Source organism: Parafannyhessea sp. LCP19S3_B1 (assembly GCF_052121955.1).
In the GTDB taxonomy this organism is placed as follows: Bacteria; Actinomycetota; Coriobacteriia; order Coriobacteriales; family Atopobiaceae; genus Parafannyhessea.
Genome location: NZ_JBQKDH010000005.1, coordinates 64,854 through 87,293 on the forward strand (window position 1 = coordinate 64,854; position 22,440 = coordinate 87,293).

The 22,440-nt window shown below is 61.2% G+C and carries 20 protein-coding genes; 2 read left to right on the top strand and 18 right to left on the bottom strand.

Annotated features, from left to right (window positions below; translation table 11 throughout):
- Positions 1-13: 13 nt before the first annotated feature.
- The 4 genes from ACTQWE_RS03485 to ACTQWE_RS03500 form a co-directional block, all read right to left on the bottom strand.
- Positions 14-1,345, bottom strand: coding sequence for an NCS2 family permease (locus ACTQWE_RS03485; protein WP_170103560.1), 1,332 nt, complete (start codon positions 1,343-1,345; stop codon positions 14-16).
- A gap of 63 nt (positions 1,346-1,408) precedes the next feature.
- Entirely contained in the window at positions 1,409-1,855 is a 447-nt protein-coding gene (gene dut, locus ACTQWE_RS03490) for a dUTP diphosphatase (protein WP_441855677.1), read from the bottom strand.
- Positions 1,848-2,300 (bottom strand): transcriptional regulator NrdR, encoded by a 453-nt coding sequence (gene nrdR / locus ACTQWE_RS03495; protein WP_373576693.1) that lies wholly within the window; start codon positions 2,298-2,300, stop codon positions 1,848-1,850. Before nrdR ends, dut begins: the two co-directional genes overlap by 8 nt.
- 112 nt (positions 2,301-2,412) lie before the next feature.
- Positions 2,413-2,889, bottom strand: a complete 477-nt coding sequence (locus tag ACTQWE_RS03500) for a hypothetical protein (RefSeq protein WP_441855675.1) — start codon at positions 2,887-2,889, stop codon at positions 2,413-2,415.
- 181 nt (positions 2,890-3,070) lie between these two features.
- Between ACTQWE_RS03500 and lexA the strand changes: the two genes are divergently transcribed.
- Entirely contained in the window at positions 3,071-3,736 is a 666-nt protein-coding gene (gene lexA, locus ACTQWE_RS03505; protein WP_170103556.1) for a transcriptional repressor LexA, read from the top strand.
- Between the two features lie 7 nt (positions 3,737-3,743).
- Positions 3,744-4,505: a heparan-alpha-glucosaminide N-acetyltransferase domain-containing protein gene (locus ACTQWE_RS03510; protein WP_441855673.1), complete on the top strand. Its 762-nt coding sequence runs from the start codon at positions 3,744-3,746 to the stop codon at positions 4,503-4,505.
- Between the two features lie 24 nt (positions 4,506-4,529).
- Here ACTQWE_RS03510 and hflX read toward each other — a convergent pair whose 3' ends face one another.
- The 14 genes from hflX to ACTQWE_RS03580 form a co-directional block, all read right to left on the bottom strand.
- Entirely contained in the window at positions 4,530-5,825 is a 1,296-nt protein-coding gene (gene hflX, locus ACTQWE_RS03515) for a GTPase HflX (protein ID WP_441855671.1), read from the bottom strand.
- Positions 5,826-6,767 carry a tRNA (adenosine(37)-N6)-dimethylallyltransferase MiaA gene (miaA, locus tag ACTQWE_RS03520; protein ID WP_441855670.1) on the bottom strand — a complete coding sequence of 314 codons (942 nt, stop codon included), beginning with the start codon at positions 6,765-6,767 and terminating at the stop codon, positions 5,826-5,828.
- Entirely contained in the window at positions 6,764-8,074 is a 1,311-nt protein-coding gene (miaB, locus tag ACTQWE_RS03525) for a tRNA (N6-isopentenyl adenosine(37)-C2)-methylthiotransferase MiaB (RefSeq protein WP_441855668.1), read from the bottom strand. Before miaB ends, miaA begins: the two co-directional genes overlap by 4 nt.
- 61 nt (positions 8,075-8,135) lie before the next feature.
- Entirely contained in the window at positions 8,136-8,453 is a 318-nt protein-coding gene (locus tag ACTQWE_RS03530) for a stage V sporulation protein S (protein WP_441855666.1), read from the bottom strand.
- Between the two features lie 100 nt (positions 8,454-8,553).
- Entirely contained in the window at positions 8,554-9,636 is a 1,083-nt protein-coding gene (locus ACTQWE_RS03535; protein WP_441855664.1) for an ATP-binding protein, read from the bottom strand.
- A gap of 5 nt (positions 9,637-9,641) precedes the next feature.
- Complete coding sequence (gene rny / locus ACTQWE_RS03540) at positions 9,642-11,192, bottom strand: ribonuclease Y (RefSeq protein ID WP_441855662.1); 1,551 nt, start codon at positions 11,190-11,192, stop codon at positions 9,642-9,644.
- Positions 11,193-11,460: 268 nt separating this feature from the next.
- Entirely contained in the window at positions 11,461-12,117 is a 657-nt protein-coding gene (locus tag ACTQWE_RS03545; protein ID WP_441855661.1) for a regulatory protein RecX, read from the bottom strand.
- Positions 12,118-12,119: 2 nt separating this feature from the next.
- Positions 12,120-13,220 carry a recombinase RecA gene (gene recA / locus ACTQWE_RS03550; protein WP_170103547.1) on the bottom strand — a complete coding sequence of 367 codons (1,101 nt, stop codon included), beginning with the start codon at positions 13,218-13,220 and terminating at the stop codon, positions 12,120-12,122.
- A gap of 219 nt (positions 13,221-13,439) precedes the next feature.
- Positions 13,440-14,039, bottom strand: coding sequence for a CDP-diacylglycerol--glycerol-3-phosphate 3-phosphatidyltransferase (pgsA, locus tag ACTQWE_RS03555; RefSeq protein WP_170103546.1), 600 nt, complete (start codon positions 14,037-14,039; stop codon positions 13,440-13,442).
- 4 nt (positions 14,040-14,043) lie between these two features.
- Positions 14,044-15,405, bottom strand: coding sequence for a 30S ribosomal protein S12 methylthiotransferase RimO (rimO, locus tag ACTQWE_RS03560; protein WP_441855658.1), 1,362 nt, complete (start codon positions 15,403-15,405; stop codon positions 14,044-14,046).
- Positions 15,371-15,868, bottom strand: coding sequence for a YajQ family cyclic di-GMP-binding protein (locus tag ACTQWE_RS03565; RefSeq protein WP_170103544.1), 498 nt, complete (start codon positions 15,866-15,868; stop codon positions 15,371-15,373). The genes rimO and ACTQWE_RS03565 overlap by 35 nt, the downstream gene beginning before the upstream one ends.
- 69 nt (positions 15,869-15,937) lie before the next feature.
- Positions 15,938-17,692 carry a helix-turn-helix domain-containing protein gene (locus ACTQWE_RS03570; RefSeq protein ID WP_441855656.1) on the bottom strand — a complete coding sequence of 585 codons (1,755 nt, stop codon included), beginning with the start codon at positions 17,690-17,692 and terminating at the stop codon, positions 15,938-15,940.
- Positions 17,693-17,695: 3 nt separating this feature from the next.
- A complete protein-coding gene (locus tag ACTQWE_RS03575; RefSeq protein ID WP_441855654.1) occupies positions 17,696-20,410 on the bottom strand; it encodes a DNA translocase FtsK 4TM domain-containing protein in 2,715 nt (904 codons plus the stop codon).
- Entirely contained in the window at positions 20,411-22,075 is a 1,665-nt protein-coding gene (locus ACTQWE_RS03580) for a ribonuclease J (protein ID WP_441855653.1), read from the bottom strand.
- Between the last annotated feature and the right edge of the window lie 365 nt (positions 22,076-22,440).

Consider the following 22,440-nt stretch of genomic DNA (forward strand, 5'->3'; position numbering starts at 1 on the left):
TCGTGAGCCGAGACTAGGACATCAGGAAATAGATGATGAACGCCACAATGGCGACCCACATCAACGGCTTGATCTCCTTGGCCTTGCCAGTGACAATGGCGGTGAGGCCATAGGCGATGAAGCCAAGGCCGATGCCGGAGGAGATTGAGTAGGTCATTGCGATTCCAGCGGTGGTGAGGAATGCGGGGAAGCCCTGCAGGAGGTCGGTCCAGTCGATCTCGTGGACCTCAGTCATCATGAGGAAACCGACGTAGACAAGTGCGCCGCAGGTTGCAGCGGAGCTGACAACGGAAATCAGGGGCGCGAAGAAAGCGGCGAGGATGAACAGGACGCCAGTGGTGACGGAGGTGAGGCCAGTGCGGCCACCATCAGCGGCGCCAGAGGCGGACTCGACGAAGGTGGTGATGGAGGACACACCCATTGCGCCACCCACGGCAGCCGCCGCAGAGTCGACGATGAGGATCTCCTTGATGTTCTCGACGTTGCCGTCCTCGGTGAGGAACTCGCCGTTCTTAGCAACGGCCATTGCAGTTCCCATGGTGTCGAAGAAGTCAGACATCATGAGCGAGAACGCAAAAACAAGGGCCGTCGGGTTCGCAAATACCTTGATCAGCCCCATGGTTCCGTTCTTGTCAGACATGAAAGGAGCACCGACCGTAGAGAAGTCCAGTGCGTCGACGATGCCCTTGGGAGCGGCAGTCACACCAAGGGGGATTCCTACGAGAACGGCAACGATGATGCCGAAGAGGATTCCACCATTAACGTTAAGAGCAGCAAAGATGAGCGTTGCGACGATGGATACGATGCCAACAATGAACGCGGGGTCGTATACGTTGCCGAGGGTAACGACGGTGCCCTTTCCAGCAACGACGATGCCTGCGTTCACGAGGCCGATCATTGCGATGAAAAGACCGAGGCCAACGGAGATTGCGTGTCGAAGGCTGACAGGAATCGCGTCCATGATCTTCTCGCGAAGCCCACAAAGAACGAGGATGAGGATGGCCATGCCCTCGACGAATACGATGCCCATGGCCTCATGCCAATCGCCACCGCACATTCCAGGGGTGACTGCGGCAATCATCGCGTTGACGCCAAGGCCAGAGGCGCAGGCGAGCGGACGATTTGCGGCGAGACCCATGATGATGGTCATGATGCCGGCGCCAACGCAGGTGGCAGTGACCAGCGCACTGGTCAGAGGCTTACCGTCAGCGCCCAGCACGGCGCCGCTTAGCACTGCGGGGTTTACCGCAATGATGTAGGCCATGGCGAGGAACGTCGTGAGACCAGCGCGTAGCTCATCGCTGATCGACGAACCCCTTTCCCCAATATGAAAGAACTTGTCCATGGAACTCCCCCTCTTGGTACAGACAAACAGATACTCAGGTCGAAAGACCTATCCAAAAGGCGTCTAAACGCCACTTGAACCGAAACCGCCAGATCCCCTATCAGTCTCGTCCAGTTCTTTAACCTCGACGAGATTGACAACGGGCACCTCTTGTATCACGAGCTGGGCAATTCTATCGCCCCTCTTGATGCGGATAGGATTGTGCGGATCAAGGTTGATGGCCACAATCTTCAGCTCGCCACGATAGTGTGAATCGATGAGTCCGGGCGTATTGGGGAAAGAGAGACCCTGCCTTAGTGCAAGCCCGCTGCGCGGCTGCACAAACCCCGCGTATCCCTCCGGAATTGCGATGGCAAGACCCGTGGGGATTAACCTTCGCTCAAAGGGTTCGATAACCAGGTCCGCATTCGACCTCAGATCAAGACCTGCATCCCCCGGATATGCGTATCTGGGCAGCTCGACATCATTGTCAAGCCTCTGTATGTTCAGATTGATTTGCCTGCTATTCATCCGCAAGACTCCTAAGCTCCTCGTTGAACTCGTCAACGTCTTTGAAGTCCCTGTACACAGATGCAAATCTGACGTAGGCCACCTTGTCAATTGCAACGAGCCTCTGCAGAACGAGCTTACCAATCTCCTGCGATTCAACCTCAGTCATACCATGGTCTCTGAGGTATGACTCGATATCGTCAATCAGTGCATTGAGACGTTCCAAAGGCACGTCGCGTTTGACCGTCGCGGCGACGAGGCCTCGCATGATCTTTTGTCTATCGAAGGTTTCTTTGGAACCATCCTTTTTTATGACAAGAAGCGGCATTTCTTCCCGTCGCTCATAGGTAGTGAAACGAGTGCCACACTTCACGCACTCACGCCTACGTCTAATCGCGTCATTACTTTCAGAAGGCCTAGAGTCAACGACTTTTGACTCGGTGCAGCCACATTTGGGACAGCGCAAAATACCTCCCTTACAGTTTTACAGTAGGAAGATTAACACAATTCCCACAATCAAAACCGCTCAGGAGGAAATTGAATCATTTCACGAAATATTAGTAGTAAAAGAGAGAAACTTACGCTTGATAGTTTGGCAAAACAATCTCAGTGCCGGGTACCAGTCCGTTAACGCCGACATCATTCTTGCTCTGAATCCAGTCTGCAATCTCTTTAGTCGATACGCCCTTAACTTTGCACATCTCTGCATATGACCATATAGACGATCCCTGCTTTGCAGCCACCTTGCTGACCTTAACGTCTTCGAAAGCATGGGAAATTCTCGAGGCTTCCGCCACTTGAATGCCGAAGCTTCCAATTACCACGCTCGCCACTATTGCAAGAGCGAGAACCGCGATTGACACCAGCCCGATCCGGTCGCCTCTCTCGCCTTCTCGTCCGTTGCGAACCCTGCCTTGATTTCGGCTGCTTACACAAGCGGGCTTCGTAACGTTGCCGGAAATAACTACAAAGGTATGGCTTTGCGGGCTAAGTGCGAGCGATCCGTCGGTGGTAAAGCTATAGCTCGTGTACTTGCGCTGAGTTGCGTTGCTCATATTGTCTTCTCTCTCTCGAAGTTGTTGCCACCTGTTTTAATCGAGGCGGTGGACATCAATTCGACTCCGAACATAGGTACGATATTAAGGAGAACATATGTTTGTGTCAATGCAAATCAGAACATCTGTTTGAATTCATTTGGCAAATGAAATATCATTGCATCAGTCGAAGGAGGAGAACATGTCTAAGGACCGACTCAGCAAGCGTCAGCTAGATATCTACAACTTCATCTGCAAATACACTGACGAGCACGGTTTCCCACCCTCGGTGCGTGAAATCGGGAAGGCAGTCGGCCTTGCGTCCCCGTCGACCGTGCACATGCACCTCAAGGTTCTCCAGGAGCGTGGCTACATTAAGCGCGACTCAAAGAAGCCTCGTACGATTGAGGTTGTTGACGGGGAAGGACGTCGTTCCAACTCCGCCATCGGCACTAAGGGAGTTGCGGAGATTAGACAGGATTTGGATTCGAACTCCATCAGTTTGCCCCTGGTTGGTCGGGTTGCCGCGGGCATACCTATACTTGCCGAGCAAAACGTCGAAGAGACACTCACCCTTCCGACAAGCATTGTTGGCGATGCAAGCTCATTCGTTCTCAGGGTGCATGGTCACTCGATGATTAACGCCGGAATCCTCGACGGCGACTACATCGTTGTGAAGGAGCAACACGATGCTCATGACGGTGAGATTGTCGTGGCACTGATTAATGATTCTGCAACGGTCAAGACGTTTTACCGCGAGAAGGACCGCATTCGACTTCAGCCCGAGAATGACTCGATGGAGCCAATCTATGTTCAAAATCCCATAATTCTCGGCAGGGTGACAGGTCTCTTCAGGTCCATCTCGTAAGGATCTTATGCTTTGCAAAGACGCCACAGAGAGTGCCGTTCTTGATCGAGTCCATGCGTTTGATTTGATACGTGGGTTTTCGGTCATATCGATGGTTCTGTTCCACTATTGCTATGACCTTAGGTTTCTCGCGGGTGTCCGCCTGGACTTCTTCGCTCCGCCCTTCGTAGATATATGGAGGGCAAGCATTTCATGGACGTTTGTCTTTGTTGCCGGCTCCATGTACTCCTACTCGCATGACAACCTACGACGAGCGGGCAAATACCTATTCGTAGCTCTCCTCATATTTGTCGCGACGTCAGTCGCGCGCGTGGACATTCCTATCAACTTTGGCATCATCTTCTGTATGGGGGCATGTACTCTTACGACTTATATCCTAGATAGACTGAGGATCCTACCCAAGGGAATATTCGGAGCCGTTGTTCTAGCGCTCCTATTTCTCTCTTCCCTCCACGTTCCTCAGGGGTACCTATCTCTCCTTGGTCAAAGAGTCTTTCTTCCGCGAGGGCTCTATGATTGCGGTTGGCTTTCTTGGGCCGGATTTCCAGGACCGTCCTTCTCTTCTGGTGATTACTATCCCCTTATCCCCTATGCGTTCCTCTATCTCTCCGCAAACTCCCTCACTACGCATGTGAAAAAGTCCGGGTTTCCAGTGTGGTTCTCGAAGCTAAAAGGCGCCCCACTTGAGTGCGTGGGACGCCATGCTCTTCCAATTTACCTGCTCCACCAGCCTGTCCTGCTGCTTCTCTCATTGCCCTTCATGGGTTGATTTACTGCGGCTTCGTGGTCTTCCCTACTCTTCCTCGACCTTATAAGGATTGAGCGTCTCATACATTCTTGCGGACGCTTTGACGGTAGCCAACAGGCCCTTCTGCTCGTATCTCTCGCTGATGACTTGGCATCTCTCGTGAACCATCTTCATGAGTAAGCCCTTCTCGTACGGTATCAAGGCCGTTATCGTCTTATCCCCGCGAGAGGCCTCTTGCGAAACGCGATAGAGCAAGCCCTTTATCCCCGTGCCCTCTTTTGCAGAGATGAACTCGGATTCGGGGTTCGATGCAAGCAGGTGAGCCCTTTCATCTTCGTCAAGCAGGTCCATCTTGTTATATACGACAACCGATGGGATCTCGTCTGCGCCTATCTCCTTCAGAATCGAGTCTACGGCAGCGATTTCCTTGCCAGCATTCCTGTCATTGCAATCTACCACCTTAAGGATGAGGTCAGCCGCCGTGACTTCCGCCAAGGTCGACTTGAAGGATTCCACAAGCATGGTTGGAAGTTTCTGTATGAATCCCACCGTATCTGTAACGGTGATCCTCCTGCCCTCTTCAAGGTCCATGGCGCGTGTAGTAGGGTCCAAAGTTGCGAACAGCTCGTCCTGGACGTAGACTCCGGCGTTCGTGAGTCTGTTAAGAAGAGTTGACTTGCCGGCATTCGTATAGCCAACGAGGGCAACCCGGTAGACGCCAGAGTCCCATCTCGCCTTGCTTCGGACTCCGCGACGCGTTTCGAGCCTGTCAAGCTCTTTCCTTAGCCAGGAGATGCGCTTCCTCACAAGACGCCTGTCGACCTCGAGCTGGCTCTCGCCCTGTCCAAAGCGACTTCCGATTCCTCCGCGGGTCTGTTCGCCCACAAGGTGGCTCCACATGCCCCTGAGGCGCGGGTAGACATACTGCAGCTGCGCAAGCTGAACCTGCAGCCTTCCCTCGTTCGTCTTCGCGTGTTCGCCGAAGATGTCGAGTATCAGCGCAGTCCTGTCTATCACCTTTACGTCGCGGCCGACAATACGCTCAAGGTTCGATTGCTGTGACGGAGTCAACTCGTCATCGAAGATGACGACGTCCGCCTCCAGGTTCCTCACAAGGCTTACGAGCTCCTCGGACTTGCCGCTTCCAATGAACGTCTTCGGTACGGGTGCGTCCAGCCTCTGTACCATCCGGTAGACTACTTCCGCGCCATCTGTCTGAGCCAGCCGCTCAAGCTCGTCCATGGACTCCTCGATCGACCATTCGGAATCGCCCATGTCGACGCCCACCAGAATCGCCCTCTCGGGGACCGGCGCGGTGTAAAGTGGCTTGAACCTTCCCACCTACTCATCTCCATCGCTCTTGAAGCCGTCAATCACAAACTCTGATGCCTCTTCGATCGTCATGGCATCCAAGTCGACCTCTCGCGCCCTGCCGTCGCGGCGTATCCATGAAAGCTGCCTCTTCGCATAACGCCGCGACCTGAGCTTTATCGTCTCCACGCACTCCTCGAGCCCGCAGTTTCCGTCCAGGTACTCGACTACTTCCTTGTACCCTATGGCCTGCGCTGCGGTAGTCGATTCCCGCAGGCCCTGGTCGAGAAGGGCTTTGACCTCTTCCACCAAGCCCGCTGCCATCATCGCGTCCACACGGGCGTCGATGCGTCTGTACAGCTCTTCTCTCCTACGAACCGTTGCGAAGATCGATGCGACGTAATGCGGGGCGTGTCTCTTGAGCCCCTCGTGCTCCTTTGCGTAGGACGTTCCCTCGTCCAGCAACTCGAGCGCACGCTCAACCCTGCGTACGTTGTTGGGGTGTATGAGTTCCGCGCTCCTAGCGTCACGGCTCCTGAGCATCTCCCACAGCGACGCGGCTCCCTGTCGACGAGCCAGTTCCTCGTACTTGCGTCTTGAGTCGCCGCCCTTCGTACCGCGCGGGAAGTCCATCTCGTCGATCACGGCGTCGAGGTAGAGGCCAGTGCCGCCGCACAGCACGGGTACCCTGCCGTTTTGGAGCAACCCGTCCACGCAGGCCCTCGCCTCCCGCTGGAACACCTGGGCGGAATAGTCAAACCTCACGTCCGCAACGTCCACCATGAGCAGCGGAACGCGCCTTGACTCCTTGGGCTCCTTCGCCGTGCCGATGTCCATGCCGCGATACACCTGCATGGAGTCCACCGACACGACCGACGTCCCAAGCCGCAGGGCCACCTCGTCCGCAAGGGAGCTCTTGCCCGAGGCGGTCGGCCCCACGATCGCTATCAGCCTAGGCCTGCCGTCGCTCATTGCGGCTCGCCGACCAGCTTACCCCGCAGGTACCACGTCTTCGCGACGTCTACCTCGACGTCGCACATCTTGCCGACGAAGTCCTCTGCCACCTTGCCCTCGGGCAGGTCGAACAGGACGGTCTGGTTCTTCGGGCTGTGTCCCACGAGCACGGAGCTGTCGCGCTTCGAAGTCCCCTCCACAAGCGACGTGACCTTCGTGTGCAGGTCGACCTGGTTCGCATCGTGCGCTAGGTCCTCAACGAGCCTGGCAAGCCTGTCGAAGCGTTCCTGAATCACCTCGCGCGGAGTGTCATCCTGGATCTTCGCGGCAGGCGTGCCCGGACGCTTGGAATAGATGAACGTATACGCGGATGAGAAGCCTACCTCGCGGACAAGCGTGAGCGTCTGCTCGAAGTCCTCTTCCGTCTCCCCCGGGAACCCGACGATGATGTCGGTGGTAAGCGCGATGCCCGGAACGGCAGCCTTGATCCTCTTCGCAAGGTCGATGTACTGCTCTCGCGTGTAGCTACGGTTCATGGCCTTCAGCACGCGCGACGAGCCGCTCTGGACCGCAAGGTGCAGGTGCGGCATCACGTTGGGCACCTCCGCCATGGCGGTGATGATCTCGGGCGAGAGGTCCTTCGGGTTCGATGACGTAAACCTTATGCGCTCGACACCCGTCTCTCCCACCGCGCGAAGCAGTTCCGCAAAGCGAAGCTCGCCATATAGGTCCTTGCCATACGAGTTGACGTTCTGGCCGAGCAGCGTCACCTCGCGCACGCCGTCGTCCACCAGGCGGCGGCACTCGTCCACGATGCGCTCGAAGACACGGCTCTTCTCGCGTCCGCGAACGTACGGCACGATGCAGTACGTACAGAAGTTGTTGCAACCGGTCATGATGGGAACCCATGCGTGGAACTGCTGCTCGCGATGGCTCGGAAGCTCCGTTGAGAAGCCCCTGCCCTCCTCGACCGTGTCGACGAACACCTCCCCATCGTCGCCGTCCTCGAAGGCGTCCACCAGGAGCTGTGGCACGGACGCGAGCGCGCTCGTGCCGAACACGACGTCCAGGTTGGGAATCTTCTTCTTGAGGGCCTCGCCATCGCGCTGCGCAATGCAGCCGCCTATGGCAACGACGCGCCTCCCGCAGGGCGGCTTTGGCAACTTCACCAGGTTCGACGCCTCGCCGTACAGGTGCGTGTCCGCCTTCTCGCGCACGGAGCACGTCATGAACACGACGATGTCCGCCTCGGAGACGTCGCTTACCTGGACGCAACCGCAGTCGTCCAGAAGACCCGCCACCCTTTCCGAGTCGTGAAGGTTCATCTGGCATCCGAACGTTCGGACGTGGTAGGTTTTCCCTACGAGCTGTGGAACGTAAGACAAGCTAGACCAACTCCGTTGTTTCGTGTGGCGACGACTCCGTACGAGCCGCGGGAACCAGGCGATGGACATAGACCGCTATGCGAATTGCCGTCCTGTTGTCACCGTTGATTTCGATGTCGGCAAACGTGGGCGCACAGGAAATGTCCACTCCCGTGGGGATGAGGAAGCCGCGCGCGATGGCTACGGCCTTTATGGCCTGGTTGACGGCTCCTGCTCCTACCGCCTGCATGTTTACCGGGACGCCGTCCTTCACCATGCCGGCGATAGCACCTGCTACGGATGCCGGGGACGACTTGCTGGAGACCTTGAGAAACTCCATCTCTGTAACTCCTGATTACGCTGCGAGCTGTTTCGTTTCTGGTATGGGTTATTGACGTACTGAAGGTACCATTTCCTGCGCAAACGTCAATCCCGTGATTCTAATCCGATTCGTCTATGTCAAACGTCACGACGATCTTTCCGCGGGACACGCGAATTCGCGGCTCGTCCGAGAGGTTCAGGTAGTACTTGTCCGCAAGGATCCTGAAGTCCCTCTCGACCGCGCGCGAGAATTCCTCCGCGTCCCCCTTCGATATCTTCAGGCCGCGCCTGTCCTTCATGAGGTCAATCGCGCGTTCGATCGACTTGTCGCTCTTGTGCGTGAGTCGCTTCAACACGCTCCGCTGCGGATGTATCTGGCCCGCTATGATGCGGTGCGCGGTCCTCTCGCTCATGTCGAGCCCAAGGCTCGCCGAGACCCTCATGAGCTCGGAGGCGTCCGCGGCGGCATGCATCCTCTCCAACACGGGCAGCTCACCCAGGTCGTCGATGAACAGCAGAGAAGAGCCTTCGACCGTAGGCTTGACGCGCCTTCGGGCCGTCGCCACCATCTCGGCGGGCGAACCGAAGTACACGTTGCATCTCCCCCGCTCCTCGAGCGCGAACTCACAGCACGTCCTCACAATGTTGTGCGGACCCGTGGCGACGACCTGATTGCCCTCGTCGTCCGTACCGAGCGTCGGCCAGGTAGACTGGTCCTTTCGCTCCGCAAGGCTCTCTGCGTCGGCGACGATCCTGATGGCGCTGCCAAGTCCCGGTGCCGATGACATCACCCGTGCGGATTCGGCATTCTCCCTGACGGAATAGAGCGCCATACCCCGGCCGTGAATTCCCCACCGGTCCATGTGGACTGACTCGAGCTTCGAGGTCACACGTGCCTCGAAGATCCTGTCCTGCATCTCCTCCGGGATGCCGCATCCGTCATCGAGGACGGTGAGGTAGCGCTTCTCGCCCTCGCGCGTCGTCGCGACGAAAATGTTCTCGGCGCCGGCATCGCGCGAGTTTCGAAGCATCTCTATCACGACGTCCTCGATGCAGCGGATGTCGTGCTTTGCCTGACGCCTTTCGGCCTCGGCAACCCGGAGACGGACGAATCCGTCTCCGTAGTTCTCCTCTACCCTCAGCGACCTCTCGCCGCCCATGGAGGCGACGAAGTCCACGAGGCTTGACGCAGAATCGGACATCGCAGCTACTTTGCGATGTCGACCGCGCGAGACTCGCGAATCACGACGACGCGCACCTGACCGGGATACTCCATCTCGTCCTCGATCTGCTTCGCGATGTCGTGGGCGAGCACCGTGGCCTCGGCGTCGGAGATCTTCTCGGGCTCAACCATGACGTGGAGCTCGCGACCGGCCTGCATGGCGTAGGTGCGCTCGACGCCTTCATGGGCGTTCGAGATCTCCTCGAGCTTTTCGAGCCTCTTGATGTAGTTCTCGGCGGACTCGCGACGAGCACCAGGTCGTGCGGCCGAGATGGCGTCGGCGGCCTGGACGAGGACGTCGAGGACGGTGTCGGGCTCGATGTCGGCATGGTGCGCCTCGATCGCGTGCACGATCTCGGGCTTCTCACCATAGCGACGGCAGAGGTCGGCACCAATCACCGCGTGCGGGCCCTCGACCTCGTGGTCGATTGCCTTTCCGAGGTCGTGGAGGAGTCCCGCCCTCTTGGCGGGAGTGGGATCGAGGCCAAGCTCGGACGCCATGATTCCGCAGAGCTCGCTCACCTGAATCGAGTGCTGCAGCACGTTCTGCCCGAACGACGTCCGGTAACGCAGCGCGCCAAGCGTCTTCACGAGCTCCGGGTGCAGGTCGTGGATGCCGGCGTCGAACGCAGCCTGCTCGCCAGCCTCCTGGACGCGTTCGCTCACGAGCTTCTCGGCCTTCTTGTACATTTCCTCGATGCGCGCGGGATGAATCCTGCCGTCCGCGATGAGGTTCTCGAGCGCCACGCGCGCCGTCTCGCGGCGGACGGGGTTGAAGCTCGAGAGAACGACGGTCTCGGGCGTGTCGTCGATTACAAGGGATACGCCCGTTACCTGCTCGAAGGTTCGGATGTTCCTTCCCTCGCGACCGATGATGCGACCCTTGAGGTCGTCGGAGGGAATGTGCACGGAGGTGACGGTGATCTCGCCGGCCTGGTCGGCGGCGCAGCGCTGGATTGCCGTGGAGACGATTTCGCGTGCGGTCTTGTCAGCCTGCGCGCGAACCCGCTGCTCCGACTCGCGCAGGATCTGGGCCTCGTCGCGGACGGCCTCGGAACGCACCCTGTCCAGCAGCTCCTGGTGCGCATCCTCTCTCGTGAGGTCGGCGATGCGCTCGAGCTCCGAGGTCTGCTTGTGGAAGAGCTGGTCCACCTCGCTCTTGCGCTTGTCCAGCTGCCCCTGGAGACTCGAGAGCTGGTGCTCCTTGCGGTCGAGCGCGTCGTTCCTGCGGTCGAGAGACTCCTCGCGCTGCATGATCCTGTTCTCTAGCTTCTGGATCTCCTGCTTGCGCTTCTTTTCGTCAGACTCGGACTTCTGCTTCAGCTGCAGAATCTGCTCGCGCGCCTCGACGAGCGCGGCCTTCTTCGCGGTCTCCGCGTCGTGCTTCGCGTCGCTTGCGATGCGCTCCGCCTGTTCCCTCGCGTCCTCGACGGCCTTGTTGGCCTCCTGGACCTTCGAGTTGTTACCACTCGTGACCACGAAATAGGTGACGAGCGCGCCTACGACGAGGCAGACAATTCCAATTACGATTTCCATGTCTGGGCTCCTTGATGTATGAACGTGCATAGTGGTTCAGGAGACTGCCATTCTTGGCAGAACCCGCCATCAGAGGAAAATCCCGGCCCTGGAAAGCCTATGTCAGCAGAACAGATATCAACTAATGAACGTCAGCTGCCATAACAGCAGACGAGAAAATACTCAAACGGCACATTTATCGTAAGTTTATTCGGTCAGACTGTCAATCTGGCCTTCCGCTTACATGAGGCGTCGTACTTCTGGCAACATAATTACTGCAAACGCAGTCTCACTCTGCATCGTCACAAATCTTGTGGGCCACGTCATATGCAACCGCCCCCGAGAAACCCCTCCCCATCACGAAGCGAACCACCTTGGAGAACCTGTTCCGCTCCGAGAACGTCTTCCTGGATGCGATCTGCAAGGCGCGCTCGAACTCGTTGACCTCGTCGAAGTACTCGAATGGCCAGCCGTCGAGGCATCCTGCGTCGACGCCCCTAGCCCTCAGCGCGGCAGACACCTTTCGCTCGCCCCACCCTGACGACACCTTTGAGCGTATGAAGGCGTCGGCGTATCTCGCGTCATCAAGCAACCCCACGTCGCTCGCGCGCCTGAGGTACTCGTCGACGACCGGACCATAGAACCCGTCCTCCAGAAGCTTGGCCCTCATCTCGGCGGTCGAGTAGTCCCTTCTGTTAAGCAACGACTCCGCCCGCTCGGAGCAGCACTTCCTCTCCAGGTCCCGTTCCAGCTCCATGACGGAACGCGCACTATCGGCCGCCCAGGGCCTCTCGTCGGCGATCACCTTCAGACGCTTCGCAACCACGACGGGAATCGACAGCCTTCGCTCCGACCCCTCCTCCGAAAGGACGAGCTCGGCGCGCGTCTTTCGCGCGCCGAGCCGAGCCTCGCCCCTTTTCGGGAGGTTGAGCTCCCACGACTCCATGCCTAAGCTTCCTTGCCCTCGCCATCGGCCGGCTTGGAGACCGGCTCACCGACCCTTTCGTCGCCGAGCGCGAGACCGCAGGCGACGCGCACCTTCTGGTCGATCTCGTCCCTGAGGTCGGGGTTCTCCGCGAGGAACTCCTTTGCCGCCTCTCGCCCCTGTCCAAGGCGCTCCGTCTCGTACGTGAACCACGAGCCGCTCTTGTCCACGACGCCGTAGTCGACGGCCATGTCCAGGATCGAGCCCTCCTTGGAGATGCCAGTGCCGTACATTATGTCGAACTCCGCCTGCTTGAAGGGGGGAGCCACCTTGTTCTTGACGACCTTCACCCTGACGCGGTTGCCGATGACGTCGCCGTTCTTCTTGATGGAGTCGATCCTGCGAATGTCCATGCGCACCGACGAGAAGAACTTGAGGGCTCGGCCGCCGGGCGTGGTCTCGGGGTTGCCGAACATGACGCCGATCTTCTCGCGAAGCTGGTTGATGAAGATGCACGTGGTCTTGGACTTCGCAAGGGAGCCCGCGAGCTTTCGAAGCGCCTGGCTCATGAGACGCGCCTGCAGTCCCACCGTGGTATCGCCGATCTCTCCCTCGATCTCCGCACGCGGGACGAGTGCCGCGACGGAGTCAACGACGACGACGTCGATGGCGCCGGAGCGAACGAGCATGTCGCAAATCTCAAGCGCCTGCTCTCCCGTGTCCGGCTGGGAAATCAGCACCTCGTCGATGTCGACGCCGATCCTCGCCGCATATCCTGGGTCGAGGGCGTGCTCCGCGTCGATGAATGCGACCACGCCACCCATCGCCTGGGCCTCTGCCAGGATCTCGAGGGAGAGGGTCGTCTTTCCCGAGGACTCGGGACCGTAGATCTCTATGATTCTGCCGCGTGGAACACCACCTATGCCGAGTGCGGCGTCCAGCGCGAGCGAGCCAGTCGGAATGGCCTCGATCTCGAGGTCCGGGCCATCATCGCCGTACCTCATGATGGAGCCCTTGCCAAACTTCTTGATGATCTCGGACGTGGTCGCGTCGATCATCTTGTCTCGCTCTTCTCCGTACGTCTTCTCGTGCACCTCGCGCACGGAACCCTTGCTCTTGGCCATTGCCCTCCCCTTCTCTGCTACCAGTCGCAATCTTATACGAACAACCGTTCTATGTCAACGTTGATACCCCATGTTAGCGCAGTGCACTCGCAGATACTTCTCATTTGCTTTGCCGAAATCTTTGCCATGCGAGCCGCATGAGAAAAACAAAGGGACCCGGTGGTGCCGAGTCCCAAGTATCGAAACTAGTTTGCGATATTCAACTCAGGTTGCAGAAGGTTAGTCTGCGTCCGCAATGTAGCGCCACGACTTCATGAAGTAGTCGATGCCAGACCATGCCGTCAGGACGACCGCGATTATCAGCAGCACGTTCGAGATTCCCAGAAGGACGGTGTACAGGGGCCCCGCGGGAAGCGCGCGCACAAGCAGCAGGCCGGAGATCGAGACCATCGTGGTCGCGGTCTTCCACTTGCCGAGGTTGCTCGCCGCGATGACGGTGCCCTCGGAGGCCACGACCATGCGCAGGCCGGACACCAGGAACTCCCTCGCGACGATGATGAGGAGCACCCACGCGGAAACCGCGCCCTGCTCCAGCAGGAAGCACAGCGACACGATGACGACGAGCTTGTCGGCGATCGGGTCGAGGAACTTACCGAACGTGGTCACCTCGTTGCGACTACGCGCAAGATAGCCGTCGAGCTTGTCCGTGAGGGACAGCACCATGTAGAAAAGCGCGACGAACAGCGCCGCGCCAGAGAACGCCTTGCCGTCGCCGGAGCCGCAGACCTCGGCCGCCACCAGCCAAATCGGCACGAATACGACTCGAATGGACGTGACGATGTTCGCCGGGGTCCAAATACTGCTCTTTTTTCCTGCCATCAGGCTACTCTCCATCCACAATCTCGCCGACCAACTCATAGCAGAACGAATCCACGAGGTCGACCGTCACGACGTCGCCAACCGTCGCCTCCCCGGACTCGATGTGAACCGCACCGTCACAGTCGGGCGCCTGGAACCAGGTGTGACCGATGAGCTCCACCCCGTCGTCCGAATCGTCAACGCCGTCGATGATGACCTTGACCCTCTCGCCCACGTGCTTTGCCGTGGCACTGAAGCCAAGCTCCTCCGCAACGTCGAGCAGCCGCTGCGCTCGGTCCATCTTGACGTCCTCGGGAACCTGGCCCTCCATGTTGGCTGCCTTCGTACCGTCCTCCTTCGAGTACGGGAAGACGCTCATGTAGTCGAACTCCTGCTCCTTGAAGAAGTCGAGAAGGGCCTCGAACTCCTCTTCCGTCTCCCCCGGGAAGCCGACGAGCCCCGTGGTCCGGAGCACCATGCCAGGAATCTCGGCGCGAAGGCGCGCGAAGAGCTGGCGCAGCTGCTCCTCGGAGCCGGAGCGCCCCATGCTCTTGAGCACGCGTTCGCAGCAGTGCTGTATGGGGATGTCGATGTACGGCAGAACCTCCGGCACGTCGCGGATGACGCTCACGAGGTCGTCCGTCATGCCCTCGGGCTGCAGGTACAGCACGCGGACCCAGCCGTCGTACGGCCTCACGACCTCCGCGACCCTGCGCAGCAGGTAGGCGAGGTTGCGCCCGTCGCCTAGGTCCGTGCCCCAGATGCCGGTGTCCTGGCCTATGAGGACCACCTCTCGGACGCCGCCCTCCATGAGCGAGGACACCTCGTCCAGGATCTCCCGCTCTTCTCGCGACTTGTAACGACCCCTGATGTAGGGGATCGCGCAGAACGCGCAGAAGCGGTCGCAGCCCTCGCTGATCTTCACGAACGCGCTCGTGCCCTCGATGGTGCGGTGCGTGCCGGTGAGGTCCGCACGCCCTTCTCGCCCGTCGTTGCCGAGCACGGAGTCGACGACGGACACGATGCCGTCCTCCTCGTCGGCCTTCACGAAAGCCGCGACCTCGGGCAGCTGGTCGTCAAGGTCGTCGCCGTAGCGCGACGGCACGCAACCGCACATGACGATGGGCTTCTTGCGGACGCCTGCGCTGACCTCGTCCGCGAGGTCCAGCGTGGTGTCGATGGACTCGGACGTGGCGGACGCCAGGAACGAGCACGTGTTGATGAGGACGACGTCCGCGGAGTCGACGTCTTCCGCGACGCCGTAGCCCGCGTCTATCAGAAGCGAGCGCATGCGGTCCGTGTCGACCTCGTTCTTTGCACAGCCGAGCGTGACGAAGAGGCAGCGCTGCGGGCTAGCGGTAGTTGGTGAACTGGAGAGGCTGTCCATAGTCCCTTTCCTTTAGAGCGGCGATGACCTGTTGCAGGGTGTCGCGCGATGCGGAGCTCACACGGAGCTTGTCGCCCTCGACCGTCGCCTTGCACTTGAGCTTGAGGTCGCGGATGTCCTTCGAGATTCTCTTGGCGGTGTCCTTGTCGATACCCTGCACGAGCTGCGCGCGGCGCCTGACGGCCGCGCCCGTAGCTGGCTCGAGCTCGCCCCACCTGAGGGCGCCCAGCTCTATGCCGCGCTTCACGAGCTTGCCGTTCAGCACGTCCACGACCTGCCCCGCCACGAACTCCGATGGCGCCGTGACGGTGAACGTCTCGTCCTTGCGCGAGAACTCGATCGTGGCGTTGCTCTGCTTGAGGTCGTAGCGCTGCGTGAGCTCGCGCGCCGCCTGCTGGTACGCGTTGTCCACCTCTTGCATGTCAATGCTCGACACCACGTCGAAGCTTGATTCCTTGGCCATGCCTCATCTCCCTTCTTACGCGGTCGCGGGGCGCGGCCTCGCGTCCCGCCCGCTTCGCGAATCGAAAACCTATCCGTTGTCCGTCGTCTGGCCCGTCTGGTTCGTCGAGGTGCCGGTCGTCTGGGTCGACGTGGCTCCGGTCTGCTGCGTCGACGTCGTCGCAGCGTCCGTCGACGTGCCGCTCGTCGAGTCCGTGGACTGGCCGTCCGTGGACGTCGCGTCCGTCGTACCCGTTGCCGAATCGGTCGCCTGGCCGTTCGTGGACGTCGCGTCGTCCGAGCTGGAGGCGTCGTCCGTCTTGGTCACCTTCGTGCCCTGGATCGTGATCGAGCCGACGCCCGCGGTCTTCGAGTCGAACTTCTGCTTCTTGCCGTTCTTCTTGACGGAGACGGCCGTCGGGTTGCTCACCTGTATGGTGATGGAGTCCGTGACCGTGTACGTCTTCTTCCACGGGCCGGTCACTTGTTCCGCAACGTCGCTCTTGCCGTCCACCTCGATCTCGACCCACGAGACCTCGCCGTCGGCCACGGACACCGTGACCTTCGTCTCGGTGTTGGCCTCCTTCTCGGCCTTCGCCTTCTTCTCGGCGGCAGCGGCCGCCGCGGCCTCCTCCGCCTCCTTCTTCTCGGTCGACGTCTTGGACGAGCTCTTCTTGGTGCTTGAGGAGGAGCTCGACGTCGACACGGACACGGTCTTCTCGCTCGTGGCGCCCTGGTTCCTGACGCACGAGCTCACGGACGAGATGATGACCACCGTGATGATGAGGGCCGCTATGACGAGCGCGAACGCCGCGGCGCGGCGACCATCCGAGAAGAACGCCTCCACGACGCCCAGGACACCGCCGTGACGCGGGGCCCGGCGCCGGCCGGCGCGCTGCTGGCGCGAGCCGCGTCCGCCCTGCGGCGGACGGCGCCGCACGTTGGGGCGCTGCATGTTCGCGATGTTGCGAGACGACTGGCGGCCGGAGCGCGTGGACGCGGCCTCGTACGGACGCGCGTCGTCGTAGCGGAGGTCGTCCACGTACTGGCCGGAAACGTCCTGCGTCATGACGCTGTCCCGCGCGGCGCGCTCCGCCCTGCCCTCGCGACCGGTGTAGCGCGCCGCGTTGCCGTACTCGTCGGGCTGGCGGCGGTACCTGCCCTGCTGCTGGGTGCGGCGCCTGCCGCTGCGCGCGGGGACGTCCCGTCCCGTGTAGCGCCTGTCCTCGTCGTAGACGCGGCCGTAGGCTCCCTGCGGCGAGCCTACGGCATAGCCCCGGTCGCGGCCGTAGCCGTCGTCCGGCTGGTAGCCTTGGCCGTATCCCTGCTGGTAGCCCTGTCCGTAGGCGTCGTCGCCCGTCGCGTGCTGCATGCTCTGCCGGTAGTTCACGAGCGGGCTCGGGCGCGAGTTCTTGGGGCGGGGGCTCGACACCGCGGAGAACGTGGTGAGGTCGCCCGCGAAACCGCCGGACGTGGGTAGCAGGCCCGGCGTGCCACGGTAGCTCGCCCTTCGGCTCGCGGGGTCTCCCGGCAGCTCGTACACGGGCTCGTCGCGACCCGCGGCCCTCGTCCTTCTCGCCCTGCCGCCCGCGGTCTGCCGCTCCCACTCGCGCAGGTCGTTCGCGAACTGGTTGATGACCTCGCGGCTGTTCATGCCGAGGTAGCGAGCGTAGGAGGACAGCATGCCCTGCGCGTAGCCGCTCTTGGGCATCGCCTCGAAGTCACCCTCCTCGAAGGCGATGAGCACCTCCTCCTTGAGGCGCAGCACGCTCGAGGCCTGCTTGACCGAAAGGCCCAGCTGGCGCCTCCTGTTGACGAGCATCTCGCTAAAGCGTGGACGTGGCATGCGCTACACCTCCCTGTACTTTGCCTCGGCGGCCCTGAGCTCCTCAAGTCCGTCCTTGTCCAGCAGCACCTCGCGCGGCTTCGAGCCCTCCGGCGGTCCGACGACCCCCTTCGCCTCGAGCATGTCCATGATCCTGCCGGCCCTAGCGTAGCCCACCTTGAGGCGCCGCTGCAGCCCGGAGGTGGAACCCAGCTGAGAGTCCACAACAATCTGCGCGGCCTCCCACACCAGCGGGTCGTCGTCCTCCGCGACGTCAGCGCCGCCGCCCGCGCTCGGCTGGCCGGGCACGACCTGCGAGAGGATCTCGTTGTGGTAGTCCGGTTCCGCCTGGTCGCGGATGAAGCTCACGACGGACTCTATCTCGTCGTCCGACGTGTAGCAGCCCAGCACCCTTCGCGGCGCGAGCCCGCGGTCCTTGAACAGCATGTCGCCGTTGCCCAGCAGGCGCTCGGCTCCCGTCTCGTCCAAAATGACGCGCGAGTCGATGCCGGAGGACACCTTCAGCGCCACGCGGCTGTCGATGTTCGACTTGATGAGGCCGGTCACGACGTTCGCGGACGGGCGCTGCGTCGCGATGACCAGGTGTATGCCCGCGGCGCGCGCGAGCTGCGCGATGCGCACGATGGACGCCTCGACGTCCTTTCCGGCCGTCATCATGAGGTCGGACAGCTCGTCGATCACCACGACGATGTACGGCATGGGTTCCGGCGGGTTGTCCATCTCGGACAGCTTGCCCGTCGTGCACATCTGGTTGTACACCTTGATGTTCCTGGCGCCCGCGCGCTCGAACACCTTCAGCCGGCGCTCCATCTCGCTCACGGCCCACTGCAGTGCGCTCGCAGCCTGCCTGGGGTCCGTGACGACGGGCACGTATAGGTGCGGAAGCCCGTTGTAGCAGCTGAACTCAACGCGCTTTGGGTCGATCATGATGAGCCTGACCTGCTTGGGGGTGGAGCGCATCAGAAGCGACATCACCATGGAGTTGATCATGACGGACTTGCCCGAGCCCGTGGTGCCGGCCACCAGCATGTGCGGCATCTTCGCGATGTCAGCCACGACGGGCTTCCCCGCGGAGTCGCGGCCTATGGCCACCTCGAGCGGGCCGCCCGTGGCGTACGGCAGCACGTCTCCCAGGTGCACGTTGGCGCGCCGGCTGTTCGGGATCTCGATGCCCACGTACGACGTGCCACGAATGGGCGCGAAGATGCGCACCTTCTCGGCAGCGAGCGTGAGGGCGATGTCGTCCTCCAGGTTCTTGATCTTGCTGACGCGCTCGCCCTCGCCCATCTCGATACGGAACGTCGTGACGAGCGGCCCCGAGACGTAGTCCACGACGCGGCTCGAAAGCCCGAACTCGTGCAGCGTCCCCTGCAGGCGCTCCTTCGTCTCGTCCAGCTCCTCCTTGCTCGAGGCGGAGTTCGCGCTGTTGGGGTTGGAGCTCAGCATCGAGAACGGCGGCAGCTCGTAGTCCTCGACGCCGTCGCCGGGGCGCTTCACGCCCTTTGGCGCCGCCGCCACGACACCCTTGGGCGAGAGGGACTCGCCCTCGGGCACGATGGGCATGGCCGTCTGCACGGACGCGGCCTTCGCCCCGGCGGCCTTGCCCGGCCGGGACGCCCGGCCCTTCTCGCCCGGCGCCTTGCGCGCGCTGTCAGATGAGCCCTTGCGGCCTATGCCCGAGCCCTTCGCGTCTCGCAGGAAGTCCGGCACGGCCGGCTGTGCGGCGGGCCTTTCGCCGGGCACCACCGGCAGCGGCGCCGTCACGGCAGGCGCCACGGCAGCTTCCGCGCCGTCCGTTTTGACGGAGCCCGCGGGAACGGCCTCGTCCTCGTCGATGGGCGGGTGCTTCTTGCGCCTGCGCTCCAGGATCTTGGTCTTCGCGCTCGAGAGCACGGTCGTCTTCTGCTCGGGCTCGTCCTCCGCAGGCTTCATGTCGGCCTCCGCGGTGGCCTGGTTGCGCCTGAACACCGTGGTGCGGCGCTCCGCGATGGGCGCCATGCCCGCGTCGTGCTGGTCGGCAAACGGGTCCTGCGCCATGTCGAGCGTCTCGTCATACGCATCGTACGCGGCGCCTCGGCCCGCCATGCGCTGCTGGCGCGCCGCCTCGTGGCGCGCCTCGAACGCCTGGTAGCGCTCGCGCAGCCTTTCGACGGCGCCGGATAGCGAGAACCCGCACACTATCGCGCCGGCGGCTATCACGCCCACCAGCACCACGTTGCCGACCGTCATGCCCACGGACTCAAGCAGGCACCACGCGATGCCGCCGCCCACGTACCCTCCGCGCGACGCCGCGACCTGCGCCACGAGCACGGCGTCGGGGTTCGCCTCCGCACCAGGCACGTTGATGCTCAGTATTCCCAGAATCGCCGCCACCACGAGCGCAAGCCCCACTGCTACGCGCGTGCCCGCAGAGCCCTCGCGCTCCACGAAGAACGTGGACGAGTACACGATGAGCGCCACGGGGCACAGGAACGCCCCCATGCCGAAGCACAGGGTCAAAAACTCGCCCAGGGCGCGCGTGACGGGCGCGCTCGTGGGGGTCACGAGCGAGAGGAACATGACCACGGACACGACGATGAGCGCCACCCCGAGGATGTCGTTCGCCGCGGTGCCCCGCGCCGGTACCAGAGACTCTCGCTGGGCCCTGCCGCGGCCGGCCGAGCCCGAGCCCTTTGCCCTTCTCTTCTGTTGTGCGTTTGAGCTGCGTTTAGAGGGCATCTAAACCTCCATCACGACCGGGATGACCATGGGTCGCGTGTGGGTCTTGCTCCAGAGGAAGTTTGAGAGGCTGTTGCGGGCGTTCTTCCTGAGCATGTCGATGCTCGTGCCCTCCTTGCCGGCCGTGACCGAGACGTGCTCGCGCACGACGTCCTGCGCCTCGGTTATGAGCTGGTCGTCGCCGCTGAACGACACGCCCCTGCAAGCGATCTCCACGTCGCCGACCTTCTTGCTGCGCGGCGCGAACGTGACGACGCACGTAACGATGCCGTCGCTCGCGAGTTTCTGGCGGTCGCGGAACACGATGGGATCCGCGTCCGTGATGGAGAGGCCGTCCACGTACACGACGCCGGACTCAACCGGCTCTCCCCATGTGACCTTGCCGTTGCGCATCTCGAGCGTGTCGCCGTTGTCCGCGATGAAGATGTGGTCCGGCTTGATGCCCATCTTCAGGCCGAGCTTCGCGTGCGCGCGCAGGTGGACGGCCTCGCCGTGCACCGGCATGAAGTTCTTAGGCTTCGTCATCGCGAGCATGAGCTTCAGCTCCTCCTGGCTCGCGTGGCCGGACACGTGCACCAGGGTGTTCGACCTGTCGTACACGGTGCAGCCGATCTTCGAGAGCGAGTTGATGATGGACTGGACGCTCTTCTCGTTTCCGGGGACGGGCGTCGCGCTGATGATAACGGTGTCGTCGGACGTGATGGTGAACGACTTGTGCTCACCCGCGGCCATGCGGCCGAGGGCGCTCAGGGGCTCTCCCTGGCTGCCCGTGCACAGCACCACGATCTTGTCGTCCGGGATGTCCTTCACGTCGTACGCGTCGATTATGTCCTCCTGGGAAATCTTCAGGTATCCCAGCTCGCGCGCGATCTTCGTGTTGTTAACCATGGAGCGGCCGGTCACGACCACCTTGCGGCCCACGGCCGTCGCGGCGTCGCACACCTGCTGCAGCCTGTGGATGTGGCTCGAGAACGACGCCACGAACACCCTGCCCGTCGCGTTCTTTATGATGTGGCGCAGCTGCGGCCCCACAGCGGCCTCCGACTGGGTGAAGCCCGGCCTCGTCGCGTTGGTGGAGTCGGACATCAGAAGGTCGATGCCCAGCGTTCCGTACCTGCAGATTGCCTGGTAGTTGGGCGTCACGCCGTCGATGGGCGTCTGATCAAGCTTGAAGTCGCCCGTGTGGAGCACCGATCCCGCCGGCGTCCTCATGTACACGCCGAGCGCCGCCGGTATGGAGTGCGTCATGCTGAAGAAGTCGATGCTAAAGACGCCCAGGTTGATGTGGGTACCGTTCTTGACCTCGCGGAACTTGGGCGAGTTCAGCTTGAACTCCTGCAGCTTCGCCTCGATCATGCCCAGCGTAAGCTTGGACGAGTAGATTGGCACCTTGCGTCCCAGGTCCATCAGCAGGTACGGCAGCGCGCCCGTGTGGTCCTCGTGGCCGTGCGTGATGATGATGCCGCGAAGCTTCTCCTCGTTCTCCAGCACGTAGGAGTAGTCGGGCAGCACCAGGTCGATGCCGGGCTGCTCGTCGTCGGGAAACATCAGGCCCGCGTCCACGAGCACCATGTCGTTGCCGTACTCGAATGCGGTCATGTTCTTGCCAATGCCGTCGAGGCCTCCCAGCGGGATGATCCTCAGCGGCGTCTGCTTTTTCGCCATTGTCAGATTTGTCCTTTCGACAGGTTTGTATCTCAAATATCTTTTCGGCAGCATTGTGCTGTCGGACATTTCGCAAAGAACTATTGTAGTGTGCCCGCCCACATCTTTAGTGATGCAGGTGTGGATTCGAAAACACAAGCTCTCGTCATTGCGCACAAACGCTCATACGCTTCACATATTTCAATTGAGTCTAGGAAGAGAAATTCCTGACGCTTTCAGCGATTGATTCTTTCCGTTAACCGAGACTCCACGAGTTCCATCTCGTTTAGGTCATCATGAAATAGAAGTAGTCTGTTTCGTTGAGAAGGGGTGGTATGTATGACTCCCGATGTTGCATTCGCCACACTCGCATCGATTCTTCAAAT

Excerpts from the sequence above, each read along its gene's own strand:
- ACTQWE_RS03485 (WP_170103560.1), bottom strand. The coding sequence starts at position 1,345 with ATGGACAAGTTCTTTCATATTGGGGAAAGGGGTTCGTCGATCAGCGAT.
- dut (WP_441855677.1), bottom strand. The coding sequence starts at position 1,855 with ATGAATAGCAGGCAAATCAATCTGAACATACAGAGGCTTGACAATGAT.
- ACTQWE_RS03500 (WP_441855675.1), bottom strand. The coding sequence starts at position 2,889 with ATGAGCAACGCAACTCAGCGCAAGTACACGAGCTATAGCTTTACCACC.
- lexA (WP_170103556.1), top strand. The coding sequence starts at position 3,071 with ATGTCTAAGGACCGACTCAGCAAGCGTCAGCTAGATATCTACAACTTC.
- ACTQWE_RS03510 (WP_441855673.1), top strand. The coding sequence starts at position 3,744 with ATGCTTTGCAAAGACGCCACAGAGAGTGCCGTTCTTGATCGAGTCCAT.
- miaA (WP_441855670.1), bottom strand. The coding sequence starts at position 6,767 with ATGAGCGACGGCAGGCCTAGGCTGATAGCGATCGTGGGGCCGACCGCC.
- miaB (WP_441855668.1), bottom strand. The coding sequence starts at position 8,074 with ATGAACCTTCACGACTCGGAAAGGGTGGCGGGTCTTCTGGACGACTGC.
- ACTQWE_RS03530 (WP_441855666.1), bottom strand. The coding sequence starts at position 8,453 with ATGGAGTTTCTCAAGGTCTCCAGCAAGTCGTCCCCGGCATCCGTAGCA.
- ACTQWE_RS03535 (WP_441855664.1), bottom strand. The coding sequence starts at position 9,636 with ATGTCCGATTCTGCGTCAAGCCTCGTGGACTTCGTCGCCTCCATGGGC.
- rny (WP_441855662.1), bottom strand. The coding sequence starts at position 11,192 with ATGGAAATCGTAATTGGAATTGTCTGCCTCGTCGTAGGCGCGCTCGTC.
- ACTQWE_RS03545 (WP_441855661.1), bottom strand. The coding sequence starts at position 12,117 with ATGGAGTCGTGGGAGCTCAACCTCCCGAAAAGGGGCGAGGCTCGGCTC.
- recA (WP_170103547.1), bottom strand. The coding sequence starts at position 13,220 with ATGGCCAAGAGCAAGGGTTCCGTGCGCGAGGTGCACGAGAAGACGTAC.
- pgsA (WP_170103546.1), bottom strand. The coding sequence starts at position 14,039 with ATGGCAGGAAAAAAGAGCAGTATTTGGACCCCGGCGAACATCGTCACG.
- rimO (WP_441855658.1), bottom strand. The coding sequence starts at position 15,405 with ATGGACAGCCTCTCCAGTTCACCAACTACCGCTAGCCCGCAGCGCTGC.
- ACTQWE_RS03565 (WP_170103544.1), bottom strand. The coding sequence starts at position 15,868 with ATGGCCAAGGAATCAAGCTTCGACGTGGTGTCGAGCATTGACATGCAA.
- ACTQWE_RS03570 (WP_441855656.1), bottom strand. The coding sequence starts at position 17,692 with ATGCCACGTCCACGCTTTAGCGAGATGCTCGTCAACAGGAGGCGCCAG.
- ACTQWE_RS03575 (WP_441855654.1), bottom strand. The coding sequence starts at position 20,410 with ATGCCCTCTAAACGCAGCTCAAACGCACAACAGAAGAGAAGGGCAAAG.
- ACTQWE_RS03580 (WP_441855653.1), bottom strand. The coding sequence starts at position 22,075 with ATGGCGAAAAAGCAGACGCCGCTGAGGATCATCCCGCTGGGAGGCCTC.